This is a genomic window from Pseudomonas sp. UFMG81, from assembly GCF_015354575.1.
Classification (GTDB): Bacteria; Pseudomonadota; Gammaproteobacteria; order Pseudomonadales; family Pseudomonadaceae; genus Aquipseudomonas.
Genome location: NZ_JACAFQ010000004.1, coordinates 20,793 through 46,486, shown reverse-complemented (window position 1 = coordinate 46,486; position 25,694 = coordinate 20,793). Strand labels below are relative to the sequence as shown.

Genomic DNA, 25,694 nt, shown 5'->3' with positions numbered 1-25,694 from the left:
CCCCGAGCTGGCTTACACTTAGAGACAAAGTCTCACCGAAGGGGTTGATCATGACAGAGCTGGCGCGGTTGAAGTTCTATGCCACTCAACCCCACTCCTGCAGCTACCTGCCGGACGAGCAGGCCACCACGCTGTTTCTCGACCCGAGCCAGCCGATGGACGTGCACGTGTACGCCGACCTGTCGGAAATGGGCTTTCGCCGCAGCGGCGATCACCTGTATCGCCCGCACTGCCAGCATTGCAATGCCTGCGTTCCGGCGCGCATCCCAGCGGCGCGCTTCATCCCCAACCGCCAGCAGCGGCGCATTCTCAAGCGCAACGCCGATATAAAGGTCAGTGCCGCTCGCCCGGCGTTCAAGGAGGAGTATTTCGACCTGTACCGGCGCTACATCGAGCAGCGCCACGCCGACGGCGACATGTACCCGCCCAGCCGCGACCAGTTTTCCACCTTCCTGGTGCGCGACTTGCCGTTTTGCTGGTTCTACGAGTTCCGCCTCGAGGGCCGCTTGCTCGCCGTTGCCGTCTGCGACCTGCTCCCAAACGGGCTGTCCGCGGTGTACACCTTCTACGAGCCCGATGAAGAGCGCCGCAGCCTGGGCCGCTATGCCATTCTCTGGCAGATCACCGAAGCCCTGCGCCAGGACCTCGACGCGGTTTACCTCGGCTACTGGATCAAGAACTGCAAGAAAATGAACTACAAGACCCAGTACCGCCCCATCGAACTGCTGATCAACCAGCGCTGGGTAACCCTCAACTGAAAGGCATTGGCTTGAAACACAATTTTCGGGCATAATCCACGCCACTTTTTTTGCCCGGTGCAGTTGTGCGTCGGGCCATCACTGGATACCGAGGGCTTTACTGCATGTCGAAAGAAGACAGCTTCGAAATGGAAGGCACTGTCGTCGACACCCTGCCCAACACCATGTTCCGCGTGGAGTTGGAAAACGGGCACGTCGTTACCGCGCACATCTCCGGCAAGATGCGCAAGAACTACATCCGTATTCTCACTGGCGACAAGGTCCGCGTCGAACTGACGCCGTACGACCTGAGCAAGGGCCGCATCACTTATCGCGCGCGCTAAGCTCAAGCCATGAAAAAGCCCGGCCATGTGCCGGGCTTTTTTGTGGCCTTGAAACATTGGGGCTGCTTTGCAGCCCATTCGCGACACAAGGCCGCTCCTACAGATACATACGATTCCCTGCAGGAGCGGCCTTGTGTCGCGAATGGGCCGCACAGCGGCCCCAGCCTTAGGCGACCTCAGCCGTGGTCTCGTAGTCGAACACCAGCTCGCCATCGCGCAGGTCGATGTGCACCACGCCGCCATGTTCGGCCAGCTCGCCAAACAGGATCTCCTCGGCCAACGGCCGCTTGATCTTGTCCTGGATAAGCCGCGCCATCGGCCGCGCACCCATCTGCACGTCGTAGCCCGAAGCCGCCAGCCAGCCACGCGCGGCGTCGGTGACCTCCAGCAGCACACGCTTGTCCTCCAGCTGCGCCTGCAGTTCGATAAGGAACTTGTCGACGATGCTCTTGATCGTCTCGTGGGAGAGACGGCCAAACTGGATGATGGTGTCCAGGCGGTTGCGGAACTCCGGCGTGAAGCTCTTGCGGATGACCTCCATCGCGTCGGACGAGTGATCCTGGTGGGTGAAACCGATCGAGGCCCGCGCGGCGGTTTCGGCACCGGCGTTGGTGGTCATGATCAGGATCACGTTGCGGAAATCCGCCTTGCGCCCGTTGTTGTCGGTCAGGGTGCCGTGGTCCATCACCTGCAGCAGCAGGTTGAAGACTTCCGGGTGGGCCTTTTCGATTTCATCGAGCAACAGCACGCAGTGCGGCTGCTTGGTGATCGCCTCGGTCAACAGACCACCCTGGTCGAACCCCACATAGCCAGGTGGCGCACCGATCAGGCGCGACACGGTGTGCCGCTCCATGTACTCGGACATGTCGAAGCGCACCAGCTCCACACCCAGCGCCTTGGCCAGCTGGCGGGCGGCTTCGGTCTTGCCCACACCAGTGGGGCCAGCGAACAGGAACGAGCCGACTGGCTTGTCCGGTGCTTTCAAGCCCGCACGCGACAGCTTGATCGCGGTGGCCAGCGAGTCGATCGCTGCATCCTGGCCGAACACGGTCAGCTTCAGGTCACGCTCGAGGTTGCGCAGCAGCTCCTTGTCGGAACTGGTGACGTGCTTCGGCGGGATCCGCGCGATCTTGGCGACGATATCCTCGACCTGCGGCACGTCGATACGCTTGACGCGGCTGGCCTCCGGTTGCAGGCGCTGGTAGGCACCGGCCTCGTCGATCACATCGATGGCCTTGTCCGGCATGTGCCGGTCATTGATGTACCGCGAAGCGAGTTCGGCGGCGGCGCGCAGGGCTTCGTCGCTGTACTCGATATTGTGGTGGCTCTCAAAGCGCCCCTTCAGCCCGCGCAGGATGCCAACGGTATCCTCCACCGACGGCTCGGTGACGTCGACCTTCTGGAAGCGCCGCGCCAGGGCGCGGTCCTTCTCGAAGATGCCGCGGAACTCCTGGAAGGTGGTCGAACCGATGCAACGGATATCGCCCGACGACAGCAACGGCTTGAGCAGGTTGGAAGCGTCCATCACACCACCGGATGCCGCACCGGCACCGATGATGGTGTGGATCTCGTCGATGAACAGAATCGCCTGTGGGCGCTTCTTCAGCTCGCCGAGCAACGCCTTGAAGCGCTTTTCGAAGTCGCCGCGGTACTTGGTACCCGCCAGCAGCGCACCAAGGTCCAGCGAATAGACCACGCTCTGCGCCAGCAGGTCGGGCACCTGGCCATCGACGATGCGCTTGGCCAGGCCTTCGGCGATGGCGGTCTTGCCCACACCAGCCTCACCGACCAGCAACGGGTTGTTCTTGCGCCGGCGAGCGAGAATCTGCGCCACGCGCTCGACCTCCTGCTCGCGACCGACCAGCGGGTCGATGCGCCCGGCACGCGCCAGTTCGTTGAGATTGCTGGCATAGGCGTCCAGCGGGTTGCTCGACGAAGACGACTCACCGCCCTCCTCGTCCTGCATATCCTGGTCGTTGTCAGTGTGCGGGCCATGGCCCGGCACCTTGCTGATACCGTGGGCGATGTAGTTGACCACATCGATACGGGCCACGCTCTGCTGCTTGAGCAGGAACACGGCCTGGCTTTCCTGTTCGCTGAAGATCGCCACCAGCACATTGGCGCCGGTCACCTCGCGCTTGCCGGAGCTTTGCACGTGGAATACGGCGCGCTGCAACACCCGCTGGAAGCCCAGCGTCGGTTGCGTTTCGCGGTCCTCGTCATGCACGGGGATCAGCGGTGTGGTGGAGTCGATGAACTCTTGCAGGTCGTGCTTGAGCTTGTCGAGATTGGCGCCACAGGCGCGCAGAACGGTCGCGGCGGCTTCATTGTCAAGGAGTGCCAGCAACAGGTGTTCGACGGTCATGAACTCATGACGCTTCGAACGGGCCTCCTTGAAGGCCAGATTGAGGGTGACTTCGAGCTCGCGGTTTAACATAGCTTCACCTCATACCCAAGTGGTCGGCGATTAACCGTCCTTCTCGATTTCACAGAGTAGCGGATGCTGGCTTTCCCTGGCGTATTGGTTGACCTGCATGGCCTTTGTTTCGGCGATGTCCCGGGTAAACAATCCGCACACTGCCCGCCCTTCGGTATGGACGGTCAGCATGATCTTGGTCGCCAGCTCGCGGTTCAGATTGAAGAACGTCTCGAGCACTTCGACGACGAAATCCATTGGTGTGTAGTCATCGTTGAACAAAACCACCTTGTACATCGGTGGTGCCTGCAGGATCGGCTTGGCCTCTTGTACCGCAAGGCCGGCGCCGTCGTCCTCATGCCCGTCCTCATGCGACTGCGGGCGATCCTGATTGAATGTTAGTCGAATCTCACTGAGTACATGCATGGAAAGAATTTCATCATGATCGACAGGTTAAGGTTGTGGGTTGACCGCGCAGGCCCCTGCCGACGCGGGCGCCGGGTGACCTTGACTATCGGCAAAACGGTGTTACAACCAATAAGAACCCACCGTGGTCGATAAAGATCCGCGCAGTCAACCAGATTTACTCGCATGGTTCGTATGCGGATGAAGTGGATGATACTCCAGTGATGGAGTCCTTTGCAGAGGGACATAGGGATGGCAAGCGGTAAAGTCAAGTGGTTCAACAATGCCAAGGGCTACGGATTCATCAACGAGGACGGTAAGACCGATGATCTGTTCGCCCATTACTCGGCGATCCAGATGGACGGTTACAAGACGCTCAAGGCCGGGCAAACCGTGCACTTCGAGATTATCCAGGGGCCCAAGGGGTTGCATGCGACCGATATCAGAAGTGCCAATGTCGCCATACCGAGCAGCGCCGTACAGCCGGACGAAACCGTCGAAGCCTGATCCCTGCTTCGTCTGCCGGTAAACGAAAAAACCGGTCGCCTCTTTAATGAAAGAGGCGACCGGTTTTTTTGTGTGGCTTACATGTGCTTGATCAGCGCCTCGCCAAAGCCCGAGCTACTGACCAATGTCGCACCCTCCATCAGGCGCTCGAAGTCATAGGTCACGGTCTTGGCCGCGATCGCCCCGTTGGTGCCCTTGATGATCAGGTCCGCCGCCTCGGTCCAGCCCATGTGGCGCAACATCATTTCGGCCGACAGGATCACCGACCCAGGGTTGACCTGATCCTTCCCTGCGTACTTTGGTGCGGTGCCATGGGTGGCCTCGAACATGGCCACGGTGTCCGACAAGTTGGCCCCCGGCGCGATGCCGATGCCGCCCACTTCCGCCGCCAGGGCATCGGACAGGTAGTCACCATTGAGGTTGAGGGTGGCGATCACATCGTATTCGGCCGGGCGCAGCAGGATCTGCTGGAGCATGGCATCGGCGATGGCATCCTTGACGATCACCTCACGGCCGGTCTTCGGGTTCTTGAACTTCATCCACGGGCCGCCGTCGAGCAGCTCGGCACCGAACTCATCGCGCGCCACCTCGTAGCCCCAGTCCTTGAAGGCCCCTTCGGTGAACTTCATGATGTTGCCCTTGTGCACCAGGGTCAGCGACTTGCGGTCGTTGTCCACTACATACTGCAAGGCCTTGCGCACCAGGCGCTTGGTGCCCTCCTTCGAGACCGGCTTGACGCCGATGCCGCAATCCTGGTCGAAGCGGATCTTGGTAACGCCCATTTCCTCCTTGAGGAACTTGATCACCTTGTTCGCCTCCGGCGAGCCGGCCTTCCACTCGATACCGGCGTAGATGTCCTCGGAGTTCTCGCGGAAGATCACCATGTCCACGTCGCCGGGCTTCTTGACGGGGCTTGGAACCCCCTGGAACCACACCACCGGGCGCAGGCACACATAAAGGTCGAGCTGCTGACGCAAGGCCACGTTGAGTGAACGGATGCCACCACCGACCGGGGTGGTCAATGGCCCCTTGATCGACACCACGTAGTCTTTCACCGCATCCAGCGTCTCCTGGGGCAGCCAGGTGTCCTGATCGTAAACTTGCGTGGCCTTCTCGCCGGCGTACACCTCCATCCAGGCGATCTTGCGCTTGCCGCCGTAGGCCTTCTGCACGGCGGCATCCACCACCTTGATCATCACCGGCGAGACATCCACGCCGATACCGTCGCCTTCGATGTAGGGGATGATGGGGTTGTCGGGAACATTGAGCGAATGGTCTGCATTGACGGTGATCTTGGCGCCGTCAGTCGGAACCTTGATTTTCTGGTATCCCATGCTGCACTACTCCGCTTTTCCTGGTGTGATTGGAAATCGTGCGATCCAATGAGCCTAAACCACATCCGCCGACCTGCAAGCTGGCCACCTGAATGCGTCGACGCCGCCCCTGTGGCAGCGGGTTTACCCGCGAAGAAACCGCCGCCAAGCCTGCGACAACCCGCCACATTGCCCCTACGTCTTTGGTCTTATAAATGCGCGGATACGACTTACCCTTGCTGAATCGTCCAAAGGGTTTGATATACTGCGCCGCGACCGTAGGGTCATCGGGGCGAATCCCAGGAAAATGCGGACCGCCCTTGGCCATGAATGGCCACGAAGCCTGGGTTGTTACCGCAGCCCAGCACTTGACGCTCGACTGATGCATCCACCATCACCGCTCGCAGCCTCTCGACTTTCCGCTCATGGCGTCGCCAGGGCGAAGCGCCTACCCTGCGCACCTCGAGACTCGAGTACGCTCAGCACATAGAGAGTTAACCCGCATGCCCACCCGTTCCAAGATCATCTACACCTTCACCGACGAAGCCCCTGCCCTCGCCACCTACTCGCTGCTGCCGATCGTCGAAGCCTTCACCGCTTGCGCCGACATCGCCGTCGAAACCCGCGACATCTCCCTGGCTGGCCGCATCCTCGCGGCGTTCCCGGAGCAACTGGGCGCAGAGAAGCAGGTAGCCGATCACCTGGCGGAACTGGGCCAGCTGGCCACCACCCCTGAAGCCAACATCATCAAGCTGCCGAACATCTCCGCTTCGGTTCCGCAGCTCAAGGCCGCGATCAAGGAACTGCAAGCCAAGGGCTTCAACATCCCTGACTACGCCGACGAGCCGGCCAGCGCCGAAGAGAAAGAATCCCGCGCCCGCTACGACCGCATCAAGGGCAGCGCCGTGAACCCAGTGCTGCGCGAAGGCAACTCTGACCGCCGCGCGCCGCTGTCGGTGAAGAACTACGCCCGCAAGCACCCGCACAAGATGGGCGCCTGGGCCGCCGACTCCAAGTCGCACGTTGCCCACATGACCCAAGGCGACTTCTACGGCAGCGAAAAGGCCGCCCTGATCGAAGCTGACGACAGCCTGCGCATCGAGCTGGTCGGCAAGGACGGCAGCACCACCGTGCTGAAAGAAAAGACCGCCGTCAAAGCCGCCGAAGTGATCGACTGCGCCACCATGAGCCGCAAGGCACTCAAGGCCTTCATCGCCGAGCAGATCATTGACGCCAAAGCCTCCGGCGTGCTGCTGTCGGTGCACCTGAAAGCCACCATGATGAAGGTCTCCGACCCGATCATGTTCGGCGTCATCGTCGAAGCGTTCTACAACGACGTGCTGAACAAGCATAGCGCCGCCCTGGCCGAAGTAGGCTTCAACGCCAACAACGGTATCGGCGACCTGTACGCCCGCATCAAGGACCTGCCTGCTGACAAGCAGGCCGAGATCGAAGCCGACATCCAGGCCCTGTACGCCGTTCGCCCGGCCCTGGCCATGGTCAACTCGGACAAAGGCATCACCAACCTGCACGTACCGAGCGACGTCATCGTCGACGCCTCGATGCCTGCGATGATCCGCGACTCGGGCAAGATGTGGAACACCGCCGGTGAACTGCAGGACGCCAAGGCGATCATCCCGGATCGTTGCTACGCCGGCATCTACCAGGCCACCATCGAAGACTGCAAGGTCAACGGCGCCTTCGACCCGACCACCATGGGCAGCGTACCCAACGTTGGCCTGATGGCACAAAAAGCCGAAGAGTACGGCTCCCACGACAAGACCTTCCAGATCAAGGCCGACGGCGTCGTGCGCGTGGTCGATGGCAAGGGCCAGGTCGTCCTGCAGCAGGACGTCGAAGCCGGTGACATCTTCCGCATGTGCCAGACCAAGGACGCACCAATCCAGGACTGGGTCAAGCTGGCCGTCAACCGCGCCCGCCTGAGCAACACGCCAGCAGTGTTCTGGCTGGACCCAGCCCGCGCCCACGACGGTGTGATGATCGAGAAGGTGCAGGCGTACCTGAAAGACCACGACACCTCTGGCCTGGACATCCGCATCCTCGCCCCGGTCGACGCCATCAAGTTCTCCCTGGCCCGCATCCGCGAAGGCAAGGACACCATCTCGGTGACCGGCAACGTGCTGCGCGACTACCTGACCGACCTGTTCCCGATCATGGAGCTGGGCACCAGCGCCAAGATGCTGTCGATCGTCCCGCTGATGAACGGCGGTGGCCTGTTCGAAACCGGCGCCGGCGGTTCGGCACCCAAGCACGTGCAGCAGCTGGTCGAAGAGAACTTCCTGCGCTGGGACTCGCTGGGTGAATTCCTCGCGCTCGCCGCTTCGCTCGAGCACCTGGGCGACACCTACGCCAACCCGCGCGCCAAGGTCCTGGCCAACACCCTGGACCAGGCCACTGGCAAGTTCCTCGACACCAACAAGTCGCCTTCGCGCAAGGTCGGCGGTATCGACAACCGCGGTAGCCACTTCTACCTGACCCTGTACTGGGCAGAAGCCCTGGCCGCCCAGAGCGACGACGCCGCCCTGCAGGCGCGCTTCGCCCCGCTGGCAAAAACCCTGGCCGAGAACGAAGCGACCATCGTCGCCGAGCTCAACGCCGTCCAAGGCAAGCCGGCCGACATCGGTGGCTACTACGCCCCGGATGCCGAGCTGACCGCCAAGGTGATGCGCCCAAGCCAGACCCTCAACAGCGCCATTGCCGCCCTGTAAGGTTCGCTTGACGTAACAGCACAAACCCCGGCCACGCACCGGGGTTTGTGCTTTCTGGAATACCTCATTGCCCTGGGGCTGCTTTGCAGCCCTTCGCGACCGGTCCGGCGCCCCGGCGAGGCCGCTCCTACAGGGATCGCGACCTCCTGCAGGAGCGGCCTTGTGTCGCGAATGGACCGCACAGCGGTCCCAAGATCGAAAGGACACCGCAAATGACCTGGCAACCCCACATTACCGTCGCCACCATCGTCGAGCACGAAGGCAAGTTCCTCTTCGTCGAAGAGTTCAAGGCCGGCCAGCACGTCTTCAACCAGCCCGCCGGCCACCTGGAGCCCAACGAAACCCTGCCCCAGGCCGCCCTGCGCGAAACCCTCGAGGAAACCGCCTGGGAAGTCGAACTCACCGGCGTGGTCGGCATCTACCTCTACACCGCCCCAAGCAACGGCGTCACTTACCAGCGCATCTGCTTCGCCGCCCGGCCCCTGCGCCACCACGCCGACCTGGCGCTGGACAGCGACATCGTGCGCGCCGTGTGGCTGACCCGCGACGAGCTGCTGGCCGACCCGTCGCGCTGGCGCAGCGAGCTGGTGCCGCGCTGCCTCGACGACTACCTGGCAGGCCCGCTGCACAGCCTCGCACTGCTACGCGACTGACGCCACGCCGCGGGTTTGATAGAATCCGCGCTTTTCCCCCTGATACACACCGGTAGCCATGACCAGCCCAGCACTCAAAGACCCCGCCAAGACCCGCGTCATCGTCGGCATGTCCGGCGGCGTGGACTCTTCCGTCTCCGCCCTTCTGCTCATCGAGCAGGGCTACCAGGTGGAAGGTCTGTTCATGAAGAACTGGGAAGAGGACGACGGCACCGAATACTGCACCGCCCGCGAAGACCTGGCCGACGCCCAGGCCGTGTGCGACCGTATCGGTATCAAGCTGCACACCGCCAACTTCGCCGCCGAATACTGGGACCATGTGTTCGAGCATTTCCTCGAAGAGTACAAGGCCGGCCGCACCCCCAACCCGGACATCCTCTGCAACCGTGAAATCAAGTTCAAGGCGTTCCTCGACTACGCCCTGTCCCTGGGCGCCGACCTGATCGCCACCGGTCACTACGTGCGCCGCCGCGACACCGGCGAGCTCACCGAACTGCTCAAAGGCCTGGACCCGAACAAGGACCAGAGCTACTTCCTGCACGCCGTCGGCGGCAAAGAGATCGCCCGCACCCTGTTCCCGGTCGGCGAACTGGAAAAGCCCAAAGTACGCGCCATCGCCGAAAAGCACGGCCTGGCCACGGCGAAGAAGAAAGACTCCACCGGCATCTGCTTCATCGGTGAACGCCGCTTCAGCGACTTCCTCAAGCAGTACCTGCCGGCCCAGCCAGGTGAAATCCAGACCACCGAGGGCGAAGTGATCGGCCGCCACCACGGCCTGATGTACCACACCATCGGCCAGCGCCAGGGTCTGGGCATCGGCGGTCTCAAGGACGCCGGCGACGAACCGTGGTACGTGCTGCACAAGGACCTGGAGCGCAATGTGCTGGTGGTCGGCCAGGGCAACGAGCACCCGTGGCTGTTCTCCCGCGCCCTGCTGGCGTCGGAGATCTTCTGGGTCAACCCCATCGACCTGAGCAGCCCGCGCCGCCTCACCGCCAAGGTGCGCTATCGCCAAGGCGACCAGCAATGCACCCTCGAGCAGACCGACACCGGCTACCGCGCCGTGTTCGACGAGGCGCAGCGCGCCGTTACCCCGGGCCAGTCGGTGGTGTTCTACGACGGCGAGGTATGCCTGGGTGGTGGCGTGATCGAAATCGCCGAGCCATGGAGCCCGCGCGCATGAGCAACCTGCAGGAGCAGTTGATTGCCCTGGGCGGCGTCTTCCAGGCCGCGGTACTGGTCGACCGCATCGCCCGCACCGGCCAGGCCAGCGAAGCCAATATCGGCTGCATGCTCGGCAGCCTACTGGTCATCGACCCCAAGGACACCCTGGAAGTGTTCGGTGGCGATGACCTCAACCTGCGCGACGGTTACCGCGCGCTGGTCGGCGCCCTGGAGCGCGACCCCAGCAGCCTGCAGCGCGAGCCGCTGCGCTATGCGCTGTCGATGCTCGGCCTGGAGCGCCAGCTGAGCAAGCGCGGCGACCTGCTCGACACCATCGGCAACCGCCTGCCACAGATCCAGTCCCAAGCCGAACATTTTGGTTTGGTTCACGAAAACGTCATCGCTTCCAGTGGAGCCTTGTATCAGGACACCCTGAGCACCTTGCGCCAGCGCATCCAGGTGCACGGCGACATGCGCTTCCTGCAGCAACCCAACAACGCCTCGAAAATCCGTGCCTTGTTGCTGGCCGGCATCCGCGCCGCGCGCCTGTGGCGCCAGCTGGGCGGCCACCGCTGGCAGCTGGTGTTCAGCCGTCGCAAGTTGCTCAACGAGCTGTACGGGATGATGCGCACCACCGATTGACGGCCCCTGTAGGAGCGGCNTTGTGTCGCGAAAGGGCTGCGCAGCAGCCCCGGCAATCTGTGCTGGGGCAAAGATTCTGGGGCCGCTGCGCGCCCCTTTCGCGACACAAGGCCGCTCCTACACAGGGATCGCAACACGTTTCAAAATGGCCCGACCTTTGGTCAGCCACCCGACCCCGGCGCATTTTTCATGTATGATATGCGCCCTTCCAAAAGCCTGACTGTCCGAGAACACCCCATGCAGCTCTCTTCGCTCACTGCGGTTTCCCCTGTAGACGGCCGTTACGCCGGCAAAACCCAGGCCTTGCGCCCCATCTTCAGCGAATTCGGCCTGATCCGTTTCCGCGCCCTGGTCGAAGTGCGCTGGCTGCAGCGCCTGGCCGCCCACCCGCAGATCGGCGAAGTGCCGGCGTTCTCCGCCGAAGCCAACGCCGTGCTGGACAGCCTGGCCACCGACTTCAAGCTTGAGCACGCCGAGCGCGTCAAAGAGATCGAGCGCACCACCAACCACGACGTCAAGGCCATCGAGTACCTGCTCAAGGAGCAGGCCGCTCAACTGCCTGAGTTGGCCAAGGTCAGCGAGTTCATCCACTTTGCCTGCACCAGCGAGGACATCAACAACCTGTCCCACGCCCTGATGCTGCGCGCCGGCCGTGACGAAGTGCTGCTGCCGCTGATGCGCCAGATCGCCGAAGCGATCCGCACCCTGGCCCACACCCACGCCGCCGTACCGATGCTGTCGCGCACCCACGGCCAGCCGGCTTCGCCGACTACCCTGGGTAAAGAGCTGGCCAACGTCGTGTACCGCCTGGAGCGCCAGATCGCCCAGGTAGCCGCCGTACCGCTGCTGGGCAAGATCAACGGCGCCGTGGGCAACTACAACGCCCACCTGTCGGCCTACTCGCAGATCGACTGGGAACAGAACGCCCGCGCCTTCATCGAAGACGAGCTGGGCCTGGTGTTCAACCCCTACACCACCCAGATCGAGCCGCACGACTACATCGCCGAGCTGTTCGACGCCATCGCCCGCTTCAACACCATCCTCATCGACTTCGACCGCGACGTCTGGGGCTACATCTCGCTGGGCTACTTCAAGCAGAAGACCGTCGCTGGCGAAATCGGCTCCTCGACCATGCCGCACAAGGTCAACCCGATCGACTTCGAAAACTCCGAAGGCAACCTGGGCATTGCCAACGCGCTGTTCCAGCACCTGGCCAGCAAGCTGCCGATCTCGCGCTGGCAGCGTGACCTGACCGACTCCACCGTGCTGCGCAACCTGGGCGTAGGTTTCGCCCACAGCGTCATCGCCTACGAGGCCAGCCTCAAGGGCATCGGCAAGCTGGAAGTCAACGAAGCCCGCATCGCCGCCGACCTGGACGCCTGCTGGGAAGTCCTCGCCGAGCCGATCCAGACCGTCATGCGCCGCTTCAACATCGAGAACCCCTACGAGAAGCTCAAGGAGCTGACCCGTGGCAAGGGCATCACCCCTGAAGCGCTGCTGACCTTCATCGACGGCCTCGACATGCCCGCCGAAGCCAAGGCCGAGCTCAAGCAGCTCACGCCTGCGACCTACATCGGCAACGCAGTGGCCCAGGCCAAACGCGTCTAAGCTGAGCGTCGCGTATAACGCCCGGCCTGGCCGGGCGTTTTTATTCCCGTACAAAAATTGCGTTTTATCAATAGGTTGAACATGAATTCTGATACTCCACTGCAACTGTTGGGCGGCCTCACGGCCCGTGAATTCCTGCGCGACTACTGGCAGAAGAAGCCGCTGCTGGTGCGTCAGGCCTTCCCAGACTTCGTCAGCCCCATCGACGGCGACGAACTGGCTGGCCTTGCGCTGGAAGAAGAAGTCGAGTCGCGCCTGGTGCTCGAGCATGGCGAGCGCCCATGGGAGCTGCGCCGCGGGCCGTTCGCCGAAGACGCCTTCAGCGACCTGCCCGAGCGCGACTGGACCCTGCTGGTACAAGCCGTGGACCAGTTCGTGCCGGAAGTGGCCGAGTTGCTCGAAGAATTCCGCTTCCTGCCCAGCTGGCGTATCGATGACGTGATGATCAGCTACGCCGCACCCGGTGGCAGTGTCGGCCCGCACTTCGACAACTACGACGTGTTCCTGCTGCAAGGTGACGGCAAGCGCAACTGGAAAGTCGGCCAGATGTGCAACAGCGACAGCCCGCTGATCGACCACGCCGACCTGCGCATCCTCGCCGACTTCGAGCAGACCGCCGAGTGGACCCTGGAGCCGGGCGACATGCTCTACCTGCCGCCGCGCCTGGCCCACTACGGTGTGGCTGAAGACAACTGCCTGACCTATTCGGTCGGTTTCCGCGCGCCAAGCGCCGCCGAAGTGCTGACCCACTTCACCGACTTCCTCGGCCAGTTCCTGCCCGAAGAAGAGCGCTACAGCGACGCCGACGCCCAACCGGTCAGCGACCCGCACCAGATCCAGCACGACGCCCTCGACCGCCTCAAGGCCCTGATCGACAAGCACATGGCCGACAAGGACCTGCTGCTGACCTGGTTCGGCCAGTTCATGACCGAGCCGCGCTACCCTGAGCAGGTCGTCGGCGAAGATCTGAGCGAAGAAGAGCTGCTCAACTACCTCGCCCAGGGCGCGATCCTGATCCGCAACCCGAGCGCGCGCATGGCCTGGTCCGAGTTCGGCGACGACCTGCTGCTGTTCGCCAGCGGCCGCAGCTGCCCGCTGCCGGGCAAGCTGCGCGAGCTGCTGAAACTGATCTGCTCCGCCGATGCCCTGCACAGTGAGAACCTTGAGCCCTGGTTGCAGGACGAAGACGGCCTGATGCTGGTTCAGCAACTGGTCATGCAAGGCAGCCTGGGGTTCGCCGATGAATAAGATCAGCGTACGCCTGGCCGACTGGCACAAAGACAACGCCGACATCCACCGCATCCGCAGCGCCGTGTTCGTCGCCGAACAGCATGTGCCGCCAGAGCTGGAATTCGACGCCGAAGACCCCACCGCCGTGCACTTCCTGGCCATGGAGGGCGACTACCCCATCGGTACCGCCCGCCTGCTGCCCGACGGCACCATCGGCCGAGTCTCGGTGCTCAAGGACTGGCGCGGCCTGAACGTGGGTGATGCGCTGATGCGCGCGGTGATCGTCGAGGCGCAGAACCGCGACCTCAAGCAGCAAATGCTCAGCGCCCAGGTGCACGCCACCCCCTTCTACGAGCGCCTGGGGTTCCGCGTGGTGAGCGAGGAGTTCCTCGAGGCTGGCATCCCGCATGTCGACATGGTGCGTGATTCGCGCGAAGTGGCCTGATCGACAAAGGGCCGCTGCGCGGCCCAATCGCCGGCGAGCCGGCCCCACCCTGAAATTTGCACATCACCTGTAGGAGCGGCCTTGTGTCGCGAATGGGCTGCATAGCAGCCCCAGCCATCTGTGGCGCACCACAGGTCCATAGGGCCGCTTCGCGGCCCTTTCCGGCCGGTCCGGCGCCCCGGCAAGGCCGCTCCTACACGGGCCATGCAAGGCTTCGGGTGGAGGCTGCACAGCAGCCCCCCAACGAAGCCCAACCACCACACAGCATTCTTCCTACTTGTTGTTGCGAAGTAGCTTACAGTGAAATACTGTATGCACATACAGCACAACAAGGAACGCCCCGTGGCCAGCACTTCTGCAACACCAAGCAGTTATGAACAACTGGGTCAGCGCATCCAGAAGATCATCAACAGCCCCATCGCCCAGCGCAGCCGCACCGCCTTGCTCATACGCCTGGAACACGAGTCGCCCGACGACTGGGAAACCCTGCTGGAAGAAATCGCCGAGAACGACAACGTCACCCTCGCCCACCGTGACGACGGCGGCGTGCAGATCTTCTGGACCGTGCCGAAGGATGATTGAGCGCGATCGCGCCGGTGCAGGTCAGCCCAGCGCCTGCAGGTAGGCGCTGGCCTGCTGGTAACGGGACAGCCGGGCCAGGTCAGCCGGGCCGGGATGGGCAATGCGCGACAAGTCGCTGTTGTCGGCAAGGTCCGCAAGCTTCACTTCACGCGCCAGCGGGTCGACACCCAGGCGTACCACGAAGGCCTCGTAAGGCTCGCCATCGCGCCGGCTCAAGGCCAGCAGAGCGGCGAGGATCTTCAGCGGGAAACCCTCGCGGGCAAGGTCGGAGAGGGTGAACGGGGTGTCTTCCAGCACATCGTGCAGCACCGCGACAATCCGCTGCTCGGGCGTGGCCACCCGCGCCATCACCCGCAGCGGGTGGAGGATGTAGGCCGCCCCACCCTTGTCGTACTGCCCTTCATGTGCCCTGGTGGCCAGCGCGATGGCACGTTCCAGCGTTGCCATGTGGCTCTCCTGCTCAGCGTTCGCCCTTTCAGCATAGCCGGTAAAAATGTCCTTCGACATCAAGGCCCTGCCAAGGGTAAGCCACCCGAAACATGACTATTTCTTGACGGCCCTGTCAGCGCGCGACGCCGTGCTGGATGACGATCGAGTCGGTACCCAGCTTGGACATCACTTCGGCCTTGCGCGCATCGGCGTCGGCCTTGACGGGGAACGGCCCCATCAACACCACCGGCTTGCCGTCACGGTACTCGACCCACGAGGGGATGCCCTTCTCGATCAGGCGCGCGGTCATGTCGGTCAACGCCCCCATGTTCGGGCCCTGGATCACTTCCACATCCCAGCCTTCCGGTGCCGGCTGCTCGGACAGGGCTTCGGCGCGGCGCTGCAACTCGGCGCCGCCACAGACTTCACGGATGCGCAGGTTGTTGCCGGTCTCGTCGACGATGATCTCGTACTGGCCATCGTGCTTGATCGCCACGTAGCTGCGATAGGCCTCGAACTTGCCGGCATCGTCCTTGCCTCGCACCTGGCCACAGATCGAGCCCTGGGTGTCGAAACGCACGTTGGCGAACTTGGCCGTCTTGGGGTTGTGCAGGTACTCGGCCACCTGCTTGTGCACGCCTTCGACTTCGTTGTCACAGCCCGCCAGGGCCAGCACCGCCATTACCACAGCCAGTTTGCGCACGCGTCTATCTCCAGATTCGAAGCGGCGGAGTCTATCACGACGGGCAGGCAAGTCCGCTCAACGGCGCCCGACCATCGCCACGATACTGGCCTGCAACTCCCGGCGGGCCGTTTCAGCCTCCAGCTCGCCAGCCGCCGCGGCCTGTGACAAGGCGTCCGCGGCACCCACCAACATCCGCAAGCCGGCCGCATCGATATCGCCGCTGGCCGCGAACGGCGCCAGCGCTTGTCGGCACTTGTCCATGAACGGCCCTTCATAGACCCGCTTCAATGCCTCCATCTCGGGCGAGCCGGCCAAGGCCGCACTTACCCCAGGGATTTCCCTGCCTTGGCTCAGCACACAGTCGACATACGCCTTGGCAATTACCCAAGCGCGCGCTTCAAGGTCATTGGTGCTGCCGGCCAGGGCCGCCTCGAGCATGGTCGTCTGGCGCGCGTCGTACTCCTGGTACAAGGCCACCAGCAGCCCTGTGCGGGTTTCGAAATGATCGTACACCACCGGCTTGGTCACCCCAGCCTGCTCGGCCAGCCGCCCTAGGCTGAGGCTTTCGGTGCCCTCGTCGCGCACCAGTTGCCAGGCCACATCCAGCAACTGCCGGCGGCGCTCGTCTCGGGACAGGCGCTTGCGCGGAGCCGTCTTGTCTTCGCTTGACATCGTTTACCTACCAAAAGTAACTTACCAAAGGTAACTTGCCGCGAGTATATAGCGCCCGCGGTTTTCCTGCACTCGCTGATGGAGCCATCACCATGCATGCTTTGATCGTCATCGGTCACCACGACCCCGCCTCGCTTACCCACGCCCTCGCCGGGCAGATCGCCGCCGGCCTCAAGGCGGCCGGCCATAGCAGCGAATTCGCCGACCTGGGCGGCGAAGGCTTCGACCCACGTTTCAGCCTTGCCGACCACGCCGTGCACCGGCGCCTGGCCACGCCCCCGGCAGATGTTCAGACAGAACAGGCGCGCATCGAACGGGCCGACACCCTGGTGCTGGTCTACCCCATCTACTGGTGGTCGCTGCCAGCGTTGCTCAAAGGCTGGGTGGAGCGGGTGTTCAGCAATGGCTGGGCGTTCGACTACCACGCTGATGGCAAGCTGATCAAAAAGCTCGGCGGCCTGACCGTGCACCTGGTCGGCGTCGCCGGAGCCGACGCGGCCACCTTCGAGCGCCATGGCTACACCCAGGCCATGAGCACGCAGATCGAACACGGCATCTTCGACTACTGCGGTGCCGAGGTGATCAGCACCACGCTGATCACCGACAGCGAGAGCCAGGACAGCCTCGCCAGCCTGGAGCGCGCGCGGCAACTGGGCGAACAGCTGTTCGAAGGCAGCCTCGCCCTGGCCTGACCGCCCAACCCTGCACCGGGGCCGCCCCTGGCTGCCCCATTGCAGTCACCCGAACGACCCGGCTACCATTGAGAACGATTCACACTCACACTTGGAAGCCGGTCGTTGGACAGCACTTCAACCCGCAAGCTGGGCTTTTTCTTCAGCGACCACCATCGTTGGCTGCTGCAGCACATCAACAAGCGCCTGCGCAACCGCGCCGATGCCGAGGATACCGCCGCCGAAGCGTTCTGCCAGATGCTCGGCGCCCGGGTCGACCCCGACAGCATCCAGCAGCCCCGCGCCTACCTGTCGACCATCGCCCGGCGGCTGATCTTCGACCGCCACCGCCGCCGCCAGCTCGAACAGGCCTACCTCGAACGCCTGGCCCTGCTGCCGGAGCAAGTTGCCCCGTCGGCCGAAGAGCAGTTGCTGCTGATCGAGGCGCTGGTAGCCATCGACCAGGTGCTCGACGGCCTGCCCGCCATCGTCAAGGCCACCTTCCTCTACAGCCAGCTCGATGGCCTGAGCTACGTCGACATCGCCGCCAAGTTGAACCTCTCGGAGCGCACCGTCAGCCGCTACATGAAACAGGCCCTGCGCCAGTGCTACCTGTGCGAGTTGCAACCATGAGCAAGCACAAGCTCGACCGCATCAGCGAACAAGCCATTGACTGGATGGTGGAACTGAACGCCGGCCGCACCGACACCACCTTGCCCACCCGCTTGCAACAATGGCTCAACCAGGACCCCAGGCACCAGCAAGCCTGGGATGTGCTGCAGCAACGGCTTGGCCGCCCTTGTGCGGTGCTGCGGGCGATGGATACCCGCGCACCCGGCCAGACAGAAGCGACCCGCCAACTGCTCATGCAGCCGACTCGCAGCCGCCGCGAAGTGCTGCGCGGCCTCGCAGGCCTGGGGTTGCTGGGCGGCGCGCTCTGGGCGGGCTGGCGCAGCGACGCCGCATTGGGCTGGCGCGCCGACCTGCACACCGCCAGCGGGCAGCGGCGTAGTTTCACGCTGGCAGACGGCAGCCGCCTGAGTCTGAACAGCCACAGCGCCGTCGATTTGCTGTTCGATGCCGGCCAGCGCCTGCTGGTGCTGCGCCGCGGCGAGATGCTGATCCAGGTCGCAGCCGACCCACAACGGCCGCTGCGGGTGCGTACCGCGCAAGGCCAGGTGCAGGCCCTGGGCACGCGCTTTTTGGTCAGCCTGGAAGATGACGCCACCCGGGTCGTGGTGTTGCAGCATAGTGTGCAGGCCAGCCTTGCCGATGGTCGCCACCTGGACCTGCTGGAGGGCCAGGCCGCCATGCTGCACGGCAGCCGCATCGATCGGCTGACAGAGGAGCAGCGCCAACGTGCCGCCTGGCTCGAGGGGCGCCTTGAAGTGCTCGACGAACCACTGCATCGGGTGATCGATGCCCTGCGTGACTATCAGCCCGGCTACCTGCGCCTGGCCCCCGAAGTACGCGACCTGCGCGTACAAGGCGTGTTCCCCCTGGACGATCCGCAGCAGGCCCTCCAGGCCCTCGGCGAAACCCTGCCGATTCACATCCGCCACTTCGGCCCGTGGCTCACGCTGATCGGCCCGGCACCTGCTGGTTGAAGATTTTTTTGAAAATCATTCGCAAAGGTGTCCGGTTTTCATTTCTTGTTGCACCTAACTCCTGACAGCCAACTTCAACTCGGGAGAACACCGTGCACAACCTCTGGCCCCGCGCCCTGCCCCTCGTCCTCGCCATCAGCTGCGCCAGCACGCTGGCCCAGGCGCAGACCCTGTCGTTCAACCTGCCCGCAGCGGACCTGGCCACCACGCTCAACCGCATTGCCAGCCAAAGTGGCCATATCATCGCCCTGGAGCCCGGCCTGGTACGCGGCAAGCAAGTACCGGCCGTGACCGGTGAGATGAGCGCCGAGCAAGCCATGCAGGCGGCCCTTGTCGGCAGCGGCCTGCAACTGCGTGTGACCGCCAGCGGCCACTTCAGCGTGGCACCGGCCAACCTGGGTGGCGAGGTGATGGAACTGGGCAGCACCAGCGTCACCGACAACTACCTGGATGCCACCAGCGAAGGCAGCGGCAGCTATGCCGCGCGCGCCGTCACACTTGGCAAGGGGGTGCACACCCTGAAGGAAATTCCCCAGTCGGTGACGGTGATCACCCGCAAGCAGCTGGACGACCAGGGCATCACCGACCTCAAGGACGCCATCAACCACACCACCGGCCTGGTGGGCGCGCAGGGCATCGGCCCAGGCATGGTCATCACCTCGCGCGGTTTCCAGATCGACGATTGGCAGTACGACGGCGTGCCAATCCCGCGCAACAACTACTCGCTGGGCAACTGGGCGACCCAGGACCTGGTGTTCTTCGACCGTGTCGAGGTGCTGCGCGGCGCCTCCGGCCTGCTGCAAGGTACCGGCAGCCCGGGGGGTGCGATCAACCTGGTGCGCAAGCGCGGCCAGGCCACGCCCACGGTCGCGCTCACCGGCAAGGCAGGCTCCTGGGACCACTATGGCCTGCAGCTCGATGCTGGCGGCCCGCTGACCCAGGACGGGCGTGTGCGCGGGCGCCTGGTCGCCGACGAAGACCAGAGCGACAGTTTCATCGACTACCAGTGGGGCAAGACCCACTCGCTGTATGGCGCACTCGACATCGACCTGAACGACGCCACCACGGTCGGCGCCGGCATCAGCTACAGCCGCGAACAGTCCCGGCCGATGCTGCGCGGCCTCCCCCGCTACGCCGACGGCAAGCCGGTGGACCTGCCCCGCTCCACTTTTACCGGCGCGCGCTGGAGCCGTGCCGAAACCGATGTCACCACCTACTACCTGGACCTGGAGCACCGGTTCAACGACGACTGGACCTTCAAGACCGCCGCCGTGCGCATGGACGAGACCAACACCTCCACCCACCAGCGCGTGCAGTCCACCGGCCAGGGCGTGGCGGCAGACGGCAGCGGTATCACCTACGCCGACTGGATCACCGATTTCCACAACACCAAGCTGGGCCTGGACATGAACCTGGTGGGCCATTTCGACACAGGCCCCTTGGCACACGAAATCACCGTGGGCGGCAACTACGCCAAACTGACCTCGGACGATGCCTACTGGCGCAACTTCGACGCCGGCGGCAACCTCTTCGCCATCGATCATGATCGCCCCGAGCCCAGCCGTGGCAGCTTGCTCGAGGGCGACGTCGCGCGCGCCAACAAGGCCGCCTACGACATCCGGCAAAAAGGCCTGTATGGCGCATGGCGAGTCAAGCCCACCGAGGACTTGACCCTGATCCTCGGTTCGCGGGTCAGCTGGTTCGACTACCGCTGGGACTCGATCGACTTCGACAGCCCCACCGACCCAGGCACCCGCTACCCCACCAGCCGGATGACCGAAACGGGCCAGGTCACCCCTTATGCTGGCTTCGTCTATGACCTGACCCGTGAGTGGGCCTGGTACGCCAGCTACACCGACGTGTTCATACCGCAGACCGAGCGCGCCGTGGGCAACACCCCACTCAAGCCGGTGATCGGCAGCAACTACGAAACCGGGCTCAAAGGTGAACTGCTCGATGGCCGGGTCAACGCCTCGTTGGCGGTGTTCCGCTACGACCAGGAAAACCGCGCCGTCACCGACGTGGCCTCAGGCTTTGCCTGTGATGACTGGTACTGCTCCACCGCTGCCGGCAAGGTGCGCAGCCAAGGCATCGAAGCCGAGATCAGCGGTGAAGTGCTCAGTGGCTTGCAGCTGTATGCCGGCTACACCTACAACACCACCAAGTTCCTCGATGACCCGCAAGATGAAGGCCGCGTGTTCAGCCAGTGGACACCCAAGCACATGCTGCGCACCTGGGCCGACTACACCCTGCCAGTGGATGGCCAGCGCTGGAGCACCGGGCTGGGCTTCACCACCCAGAGCCACACCCTCGGCTACGAACGCACCTACACGGTGCCGGGCTACACCGTGTGGAGCGCCCGCCTGGCCTATCAGCTGACGCCGGAAGTGAACCTGGCGGTGAACGCCAACAACCTGTTCGACAAGAAATACTGGGTCGCCGGCTTCAACCAGCTCAACGGCAGCAACAACTACGGCGAGCCGCGCAACTTCATGTTCACGGTCAAGTACACGCCACAGTTCTGAGGGCTGCTAATCCGCCAAAGGCCACTCGGCCAACGGCCAGTAGCGCCCCTTGCGCGACTCGTACAGGGTGAAACTGCGCGCTGCGAGGAAGAACGCCGGGGGCTCGCTCGCCTCCGGCAGCTGGGCGCGGAAGTCCCGCGACAGGGTCAGGTGCGGCCGGTACTCGCGCGTCTGCTCCTCGATGCCCAGCGGCAACACTGCCTGTTGCAAGGCGTAGACCCACTGGCGAAGGGTAGCCGGCGCCTGCTCGGGCTCGAGCACCAGGGCGCTGGCGCGTTGCCACACCTGCAACCGGTCGAGCTGCAGGCGCAATGGGGCTTGCGGGCGCTGCAACTGATCGACCGCGGCACAGATCACCGGCACCTGCGCCGCATCCACATCGCCCAGGAACAACAAGGTCACATGGAAGTTCTCTGTCGGCACCGGCTTGCCGCTGCGCAGGTTCAGGCCACGCCGCCAAGCGGCAATGGCGCGGCGTTGCGCATCGCTCACCGACAAGGCGAAGAACAGGCGCTTGAACGGCGCGCCGCTGGGACGAACATCCTGGACCATGGGCGACTCCTCGATGATGCGGGGCGTTCAAGTGTACAAGGCAAGTCTCGGGAAAAACGGCAAAAACCTGTTGAATCGTTTGTGCAACCTGTAGGCCATTACACCTAAGTCGCCCGGATTTCACGTAACAATAAGTACAAACCCGGGTCACGATTGTTTATGCTGGCGGGCTTACGCCATGGCGCATGGCCATTCATTCGACAAGTAACCGTCCATGAAAATTGCACTCGTACTGATCTTCGCCCTCTCGATCGCCTATGTTCACCTGCGCGGTCGGGTGCGTCACAAGTTGACCCGCCAACTGGGCGACCACTCCAGTTTCCTCGCCCCGGTCAACAGCTTCCTGTACCTGTTCTCCAAGCACCCGGCCAAGCCCTACCTGCCGGTGGAGGCCTTCCCCGAGCTGCAACCACTCAAGGACAATTGGCAGGAAATCCGCGCAGAAGCCCAGCAACTGCTGCATGCCGGCGAGATCAAGAAGTCAGACAACTACGACGACGTCGGCTTCAACTCGTTCTTCAAGACCGGCTGGAAGCGCTTCTATCTCAAGTGGTACGGCGAGAGCCACCCTTCGGCGATGACCCTGTGCCCGCGCACCACCGAGCTGCTGCAAGGCATCGGCACGGTCAAGGCGGCGATGTTCGCCACCCTGCCGCCCGGCGCCAAGCTGGTGCGCCACCGCGACCCCTACGCCGGCTCCTACCGTTATCACCTGGGCCTGGACACGCCCAACGACGACGGTTGCTACATCGATGTCGATGGCGAGAAGTATTCCTGGCGTGACGGCGAAGCGGTGATGTTCGACGAGACGTACATCCACTACGCCGCCAACACCACCGAGCACAACCGCATCATCCTGTTCTGCGACATCGAGCGCCCGCTCAAGTACCGCTGGGCGAGCGCCTTCAACCGCTGGTTCAGCCGCAATGTCATGGCCGCCGCCGCCGCACCCAACGACGCCAATGACAAGACCGGCGGCATCAACCGCCTGTTCACCCGCATCTACAAGATCCGCGAGCGCGGCAAGGCGCTGAAGAAGCGCAACCGCACCCGCTACTACCTGGAGAAGTGGGCGGTGGTCGCGGCGCTGGTGCTGGTGTTCATCTATATCTGATCGATCGCCGGGGGCGCTGCGCGCCCCTGTCGCGACACAAGGCCGCTCCTACACTAACCTGAAAGCTCCTGCGACCAACCTGACAAGGTGAAGACGATGAGCATGATGGACTGGGACGCCTACCGTAAGCAGTTGATGGCCGGTATCGGCGATCTCAAGCAACTGTCCCCCGACACTGTGGCCGGCTACATGACCGCCAGCGGCGCCGGGGCCAAGACCAATCACCTGGACGCCAAGACCCGCGAGCTCATCTCCCTGGCCGTGGCGGTGACCACCCGTTGCGACGGTTGCATTGCCGTGCATTCGCAACAGGCGGTCAAGCAAGGCGCCACCCGTGAAGAGATCGCCGAAGCCCTCGGCGTGGCCGTGGCAATGAATGCCGGCGCCGCGCTGGTGTATTCGGCCCGGGCCCTGGATGCGGTGGGCAAGGCAACCGGTTGAAAGCGATTGCGGCGCCGCCCTTGCACGGCGGCGCCGACACCACCAGACTTGGCGGCCCAGCCCGCGCAGGTAATGCCATGATCCACATCCGCCCCATGACCCCGGAAGATTTCGAACGCTTCTGGCCGACCTTCCAGGCCATCGTCCAGGCCCGCCAGACCTACGCCTTCGACCCCGGCCTGGATTACCAGCAGGCCCTGGCACTGTGGCTGCAAGCGCCGCTGCGCACCCTGGTGGCCGAACAGGACGGCGAACTGCTCGGCTCTTACTACCTCAAGGCCAACGCCGCCGGCCCCGGCGCGCACGTGGGCAACTGCGGCTACATGGTCTGCGAAAACGCCCGCGGCCGCGGTATCGCCCGGCTGATGTGCGAGCACTCGCAGAAACTGGCGCGCCAGGAAGGCTTCCTCGCCCTGCAGTTCAACTCGGTGGTGGCGAGCAACGAAGTGGCCGTGGCGTTGTGGCACAAGCTCGGTTTCGAAACCGTCGGCCGCTTGCCCAAGGCCTACCGCCACGCCGAGCTGGGGCTGGTGGATTGCCTGGTGATGTACAAGTGGCTGGCCGACGAGCCGGTGGTGGAAAAGCCGGCATTGCTGATCGGGCGCAAGAACATCGAAGCACGTGTGTCGCGTCGACGCGGGCGCTAGCGGCAAAGTGGCATGACTCACCTATAGTTACCTGGCGCCCAACCGACGCCGGACGACCTTGCGCAGTGACCGCCACGGCAGCCCCGCCCACGCCACAGGGAGTGCCGCCATGCCCAGCTCCGTGATTGCCGTGCCAGGTCGCCCTGGCTTCGCCGCCTTGCTCTGGTGGTTCCAGGGGCCGGACGACCAACCAGGCAACTACCAGTTCGAACTCAACGGCCAGCCGATCCCCGGCCAGCCTTGGCGGCTGGATGGCCTGCTGGCGGGTTTTCCCGGCGGCCTGAGCGCCGAGGGGCTCAAGCTCGCCCGTCGCACGTTCCTGCTGGTGACCCGGCACACGCCCGGCACCGACGCCACCCAGAACCTGCGTGTACTGTGGCGCGGCGAAGCCAGCAACCTGGCCAGCGCCAGGCTGTTGCCGCGTACGGCCGATGGCCTGGAACTGCTGCTCGCCAGTTGCTACTACAGCGCCAACAGCCGCCTGCTGCCCAAGGCCGTGACGCCCCGTGGCCGGCTCGCCGGGCGCCCACCCCACGCCAAACTGCTGTGTGGTGATCAGATCTACCTCGACCTGTCCCTGGGCGGCTTTCTGCCAACACGCAAACCGACGCCCTGGGAGCGCTACCACGACCAGTGGCACGACGACGCCTTCCTGGCCTGGATGGCCAACGGCGGCTCGCTGTGCCTGGCCGACGACCACGAATTCTGGAACAACTACCCCAGCACCACGCGCGTCACCCCCTGGCTCGCCTGGCTGTTCCAGGCCCCTCCCGCCACCGTGGCGGCGCAGATGCGCGAAGCGTTCACCCTCTACCAAGCGGTGCTCAATGCCGACCCCGATGCGCTGGCCGGCCAGGCCAACCCGGTACTGGTCATCGACGACCTGCACCGTTTCGAATTTCCCGGCGCCGCCGCAGGCTTCGCCCAAACGCTGAGCCTGCTGGTACTCGACACCCGCATCGCGCGGGATGCACCGGAACTTCGCGCCCCCAACTTCGCGCCGCCCTCCTGGCTGAACTGGGTGACAGCACGGCTCGCCGCGCGCAATGGCCCCACCCTGTTGCTCACCACCCAGCCGCTGCTGGACCGGGGCGGCGGCGCCGAGGCCAACCTGGCCGATTATCCGGCACAGTTCTCCGAGCTGTGGGACGCGGTCTGGAACAGCCGCCATCAGGTCATGCTGCTGACCGGCGACATCCACTGGAGCCGTACCCAGGTCGTGTTCAACCGCCAGACCGGCCTGGAACACTACGAGGTGGTCTCCTCTGCCCTGGCACGCATTCATTTCGCCAACCCATTGCACAATTTCAGCAAGTTACGAAGCGAAGTCAGCTGGAAAGCCGGCAAGGTCGTCGCCCAGCGTCTGGGCGACAGCGATTCCCCCTGCACCTACGCCACCCTGGAGTTGCGCCAGGGTTCGGCAGGCCTGCAATGCCTGGTGCGCTGGTGGGAGATCAATGGCGACGGCCAGCACGTGCCCATGCTGATGAACGCCGGCATCGGCGAAGACCTCAAGCGCTGGCTGGGCATGGCCCGCGCCGTCACCGAACACACTTTCATCCTCAGGTAGGCAGGA

The 25,694-nt window shown here is 63.9% G+C and carries 26 protein-coding genes; 19 read left to right on the top strand and 7 right to left on the bottom strand.

Going from position 1 to position 25,694, the window contains the following annotated elements; all coding sequences use genetic code 11:
- Window positions 1–50 precede the first annotated feature (50 nt).
- Both IX761_RS04460 and infA read left to right on the top strand, forming a co-directional pair.
- Window positions 51–758: an arginyltransferase gene (locus IX761_RS04460; RefSeq protein WP_194788425.1), complete on the top strand. Its 708-nt coding sequence runs from the start codon at window positions 51–53 to the stop codon at window positions 756–758.
- Between the two features lie 104 nt (window positions 759–862).
- Complete coding sequence (gene infA / locus IX761_RS04455) at window positions 863–1,081, top strand: translation initiation factor IF-1 (protein WP_002553999.1); 219 nt, start codon at window positions 863–865, stop codon at window positions 1,079–1,081.
- A gap of 166 nt (window positions 1,082–1,247) precedes the next feature.
- On the opposite strand, the gene clpA is transcribed toward infA, so the two are convergent.
- Window positions 1,248–3,518, bottom strand: coding sequence for an ATP-dependent Clp protease ATP-binding subunit ClpA (gene clpA / locus IX761_RS04450; protein ID WP_194788424.1), 2,271 nt, complete (start codon window positions 3,516–3,518; stop codon window positions 1,248–1,250).
- 30 nt (window positions 3,519–3,548) lie between these two features.
- Entirely contained in the window at window positions 3,549–3,923 is a 375-nt protein-coding gene (clpS, locus tag IX761_RS04445; protein ID WP_023630410.1) for an ATP-dependent Clp protease adapter ClpS, read from the bottom strand.
- 231 nt (window positions 3,924–4,154) lie between these two features.
- On the opposite strand from clpS, the gene cspD reads away from it, so the two are divergent.
- Window positions 4,155–4,409, top strand: coding sequence for a cold shock domain-containing protein CspD (cspD, locus tag IX761_RS04440; RefSeq protein ID WP_194788423.1), 255 nt, complete (start codon window positions 4,155–4,157; stop codon window positions 4,407–4,409).
- Window positions 4,410–4,486: 77 nt separating this feature from the next.
- Here cspD and icd read toward each other — a convergent pair whose 3' ends face one another.
- Window positions 4,487–5,743 carry an NADP-dependent isocitrate dehydrogenase gene (gene icd, locus IX761_RS04435; protein ID WP_194788422.1) on the bottom strand — a complete coding sequence of 419 codons (1,257 nt, stop codon included), beginning with the start codon at window positions 5,741–5,743 and terminating at the stop codon, window positions 4,487–4,489.
- A gap of 482 nt (window positions 5,744–6,225) precedes the next feature.
- On the opposite strand from icd, the gene IX761_RS04430 reads away from it, so the two are divergent.
- From IX761_RS04430 to IX761_RS04395, 8 genes are all read left to right on the top strand, one after another.
- Window positions 6,226–8,451, top strand: a complete 2,226-nt coding sequence (locus IX761_RS04430) for an NADP-dependent isocitrate dehydrogenase (protein WP_194788421.1) — start codon at window positions 6,226–6,228, stop codon at window positions 8,449–8,451.
- A 212-nt stretch (window positions 8,452–8,663) separates the two neighbouring features.
- Entirely contained in the window at window positions 8,664–9,104 is a 441-nt protein-coding gene (locus IX761_RS04425; protein WP_194788420.1) for an NUDIX hydrolase, read from the top strand.
- 58 nt (window positions 9,105–9,162) lie between these two features.
- On the top strand, window positions 9,163–10,287 hold the full coding sequence (mnmA, locus tag IX761_RS04420; protein WP_194788419.1) for a tRNA 2-thiouridine(34) synthase MnmA: 1,125 nt from the start codon (window positions 9,163–9,165) through the stop codon (window positions 10,285–10,287).
- On the top strand, window positions 10,284–10,910 hold the full coding sequence (gene hflD, locus IX761_RS04415; protein ID WP_194788418.1) for a high frequency lysogenization protein HflD: 627 nt from the start codon (window positions 10,284–10,286) through the stop codon (window positions 10,908–10,910). The genes mnmA and hflD overlap by 4 nt, the downstream gene beginning before the upstream one ends.
- Before the next feature lie 237 nt (window positions 10,911–11,147).
- The gene (purB, locus tag IX761_RS04410; protein WP_194788417.1) at window positions 11,148–12,518 is read left to right on the top strand and encodes an adenylosuccinate lyase; all 1,371 of its coding nucleotides are present in this window, start codon (window positions 11,148–11,150) and stop codon (window positions 12,516–12,518) included.
- Between the two features lie 81 nt (window positions 12,519–12,599).
- The gene (locus IX761_RS04405) at window positions 12,600–13,766 is read left to right on the top strand and encodes a cupin domain-containing protein (RefSeq protein WP_194788416.1); all 1,167 of its coding nucleotides are present in this window, start codon (window positions 12,600–12,602) and stop codon (window positions 13,764–13,766) included.
- Complete coding sequence (locus IX761_RS04400; RefSeq protein ID WP_194788415.1) at window positions 13,759–14,193, top strand: GNAT family N-acetyltransferase; 435 nt, start codon at window positions 13,759–13,761, stop codon at window positions 14,191–14,193. The genes IX761_RS04405 and IX761_RS04400 overlap by 8 nt, the downstream gene beginning before the upstream one ends.
- Before the next feature lie 342 nt (window positions 14,194–14,535).
- Complete coding sequence (locus tag IX761_RS04395) at window positions 14,536–14,775, top strand: DUF1654 domain-containing protein (protein ID WP_194788414.1); 240 nt, start codon at window positions 14,536–14,538, stop codon at window positions 14,773–14,775.
- Between the two features lie 21 nt (window positions 14,776–14,796).
- On the opposite strand, the gene IX761_RS04390 is transcribed toward IX761_RS04395, so the two are convergent.
- The 3 genes from IX761_RS04390 to IX761_RS04380 form a co-directional block, all read right to left on the bottom strand.
- Window positions 14,797–15,222 carry a GTP pyrophosphokinase gene (locus IX761_RS04390; protein WP_194788413.1) on the bottom strand — a complete coding sequence of 142 codons (426 nt, stop codon included), beginning with the start codon at window positions 15,220–15,222 and terminating at the stop codon, window positions 14,797–14,799.
- A 115-nt stretch (window positions 15,223–15,337) separates the two neighbouring features.
- Window positions 15,338–15,907: an SPOR domain-containing protein gene (locus tag IX761_RS04385; RefSeq protein WP_194788412.1), complete on the bottom strand. Its 570-nt coding sequence runs from the start codon at window positions 15,905–15,907 to the stop codon at window positions 15,338–15,340.
- Between the two features lie 57 nt (window positions 15,908–15,964).
- On the bottom strand, window positions 15,965–16,561 hold the full coding sequence (locus tag IX761_RS04380) for a TetR/AcrR family transcriptional regulator (RefSeq protein ID WP_194788411.1): 597 nt from the start codon (window positions 16,559–16,561) through the stop codon (window positions 15,965–15,967).
- A 92-nt stretch (window positions 16,562–16,653) separates the two neighbouring features.
- Between IX761_RS04380 and IX761_RS04375 the strand changes: the two genes are divergently transcribed.
- The 4 genes from IX761_RS04375 (at window position 16,654) to IX761_RS04360 (ending at window position 21,364) form a co-directional block, all read left to right on the top strand.
- The gene (locus tag IX761_RS04375) at window positions 16,654–17,253 is read left to right on the top strand and encodes an NAD(P)H-dependent oxidoreductase (RefSeq protein WP_194788410.1); all 600 of its coding nucleotides are present in this window, start codon (window positions 16,654–16,656) and stop codon (window positions 17,251–17,253) included.
- A 105-nt stretch (window positions 17,254–17,358) separates the two neighbouring features.
- On the top strand, window positions 17,359–17,865 hold the full coding sequence (locus IX761_RS04370; protein WP_194788409.1) for a sigma-70 family RNA polymerase sigma factor: 507 nt from the start codon (window positions 17,359–17,361) through the stop codon (window positions 17,863–17,865).
- Complete coding sequence (locus IX761_RS04365; RefSeq protein WP_194788408.1) at window positions 17,862–18,839, top strand: FecR family protein; 978 nt, start codon at window positions 17,862–17,864, stop codon at window positions 18,837–18,839. The genes IX761_RS04370 and IX761_RS04365 overlap by 4 nt, the downstream gene beginning before the upstream one ends.
- 92 nt (window positions 18,840–18,931) lie before the next feature.
- Entirely contained in the window at window positions 18,932–21,364 is a 2,433-nt protein-coding gene (locus IX761_RS04360) for a TonB-dependent siderophore receptor (protein WP_194788407.1), read from the top strand.
- Between the two features lie 6 nt (window positions 21,365–21,370).
- Here IX761_RS04360 and thpR read toward each other — a convergent pair whose 3' ends face one another.
- The gene (gene thpR, locus IX761_RS04355) at window positions 21,371–21,916 is read right to left on the bottom strand and encodes an RNA 2',3'-cyclic phosphodiesterase (RefSeq protein ID WP_194788406.1); all 546 of its coding nucleotides are present in this window, start codon (window positions 21,914–21,916) and stop codon (window positions 21,371–21,373) included.
- 214 nt (window positions 21,917–22,130) lie between these two features.
- On the opposite strand from thpR, the gene lpxO reads away from it, so the two are divergent.
- The 4 genes from lpxO (at window position 22,131) to IX761_RS04335 (ending at window position 25,688) form a co-directional block, all read left to right on the top strand.
- Window positions 22,131–23,030 (top strand): lipid A hydroxylase LpxO, encoded by a 900-nt coding sequence (lpxO, locus tag IX761_RS04350; RefSeq protein ID WP_194788405.1) that lies wholly within the window; start codon window positions 22,131–22,133, stop codon window positions 23,028–23,030.
- 96 nt (window positions 23,031–23,126) lie between these two features.
- Window positions 23,127–23,471 carry a carboxymuconolactone decarboxylase family protein gene (locus IX761_RS04345; protein ID WP_194788404.1) on the top strand — a complete coding sequence of 115 codons (345 nt, stop codon included), beginning with the start codon at window positions 23,127–23,129 and terminating at the stop codon, window positions 23,469–23,471.
- Between the two features lie 77 nt (window positions 23,472–23,548).
- Window positions 23,549–24,118: a GNAT family N-acetyltransferase gene (locus IX761_RS04340; RefSeq protein WP_194788403.1), complete on the top strand. Its 570-nt coding sequence runs from the start codon at window positions 23,549–23,551 to the stop codon at window positions 24,116–24,118.
- A 109-nt stretch (window positions 24,119–24,227) separates the two neighbouring features.
- Entirely contained in the window at window positions 24,228–25,688 is a 1,461-nt protein-coding gene (locus tag IX761_RS04335; protein WP_194788402.1) for a hypothetical protein, read from the top strand.
- Window positions 25,689–25,694 lie beyond the last annotated feature (6 nt).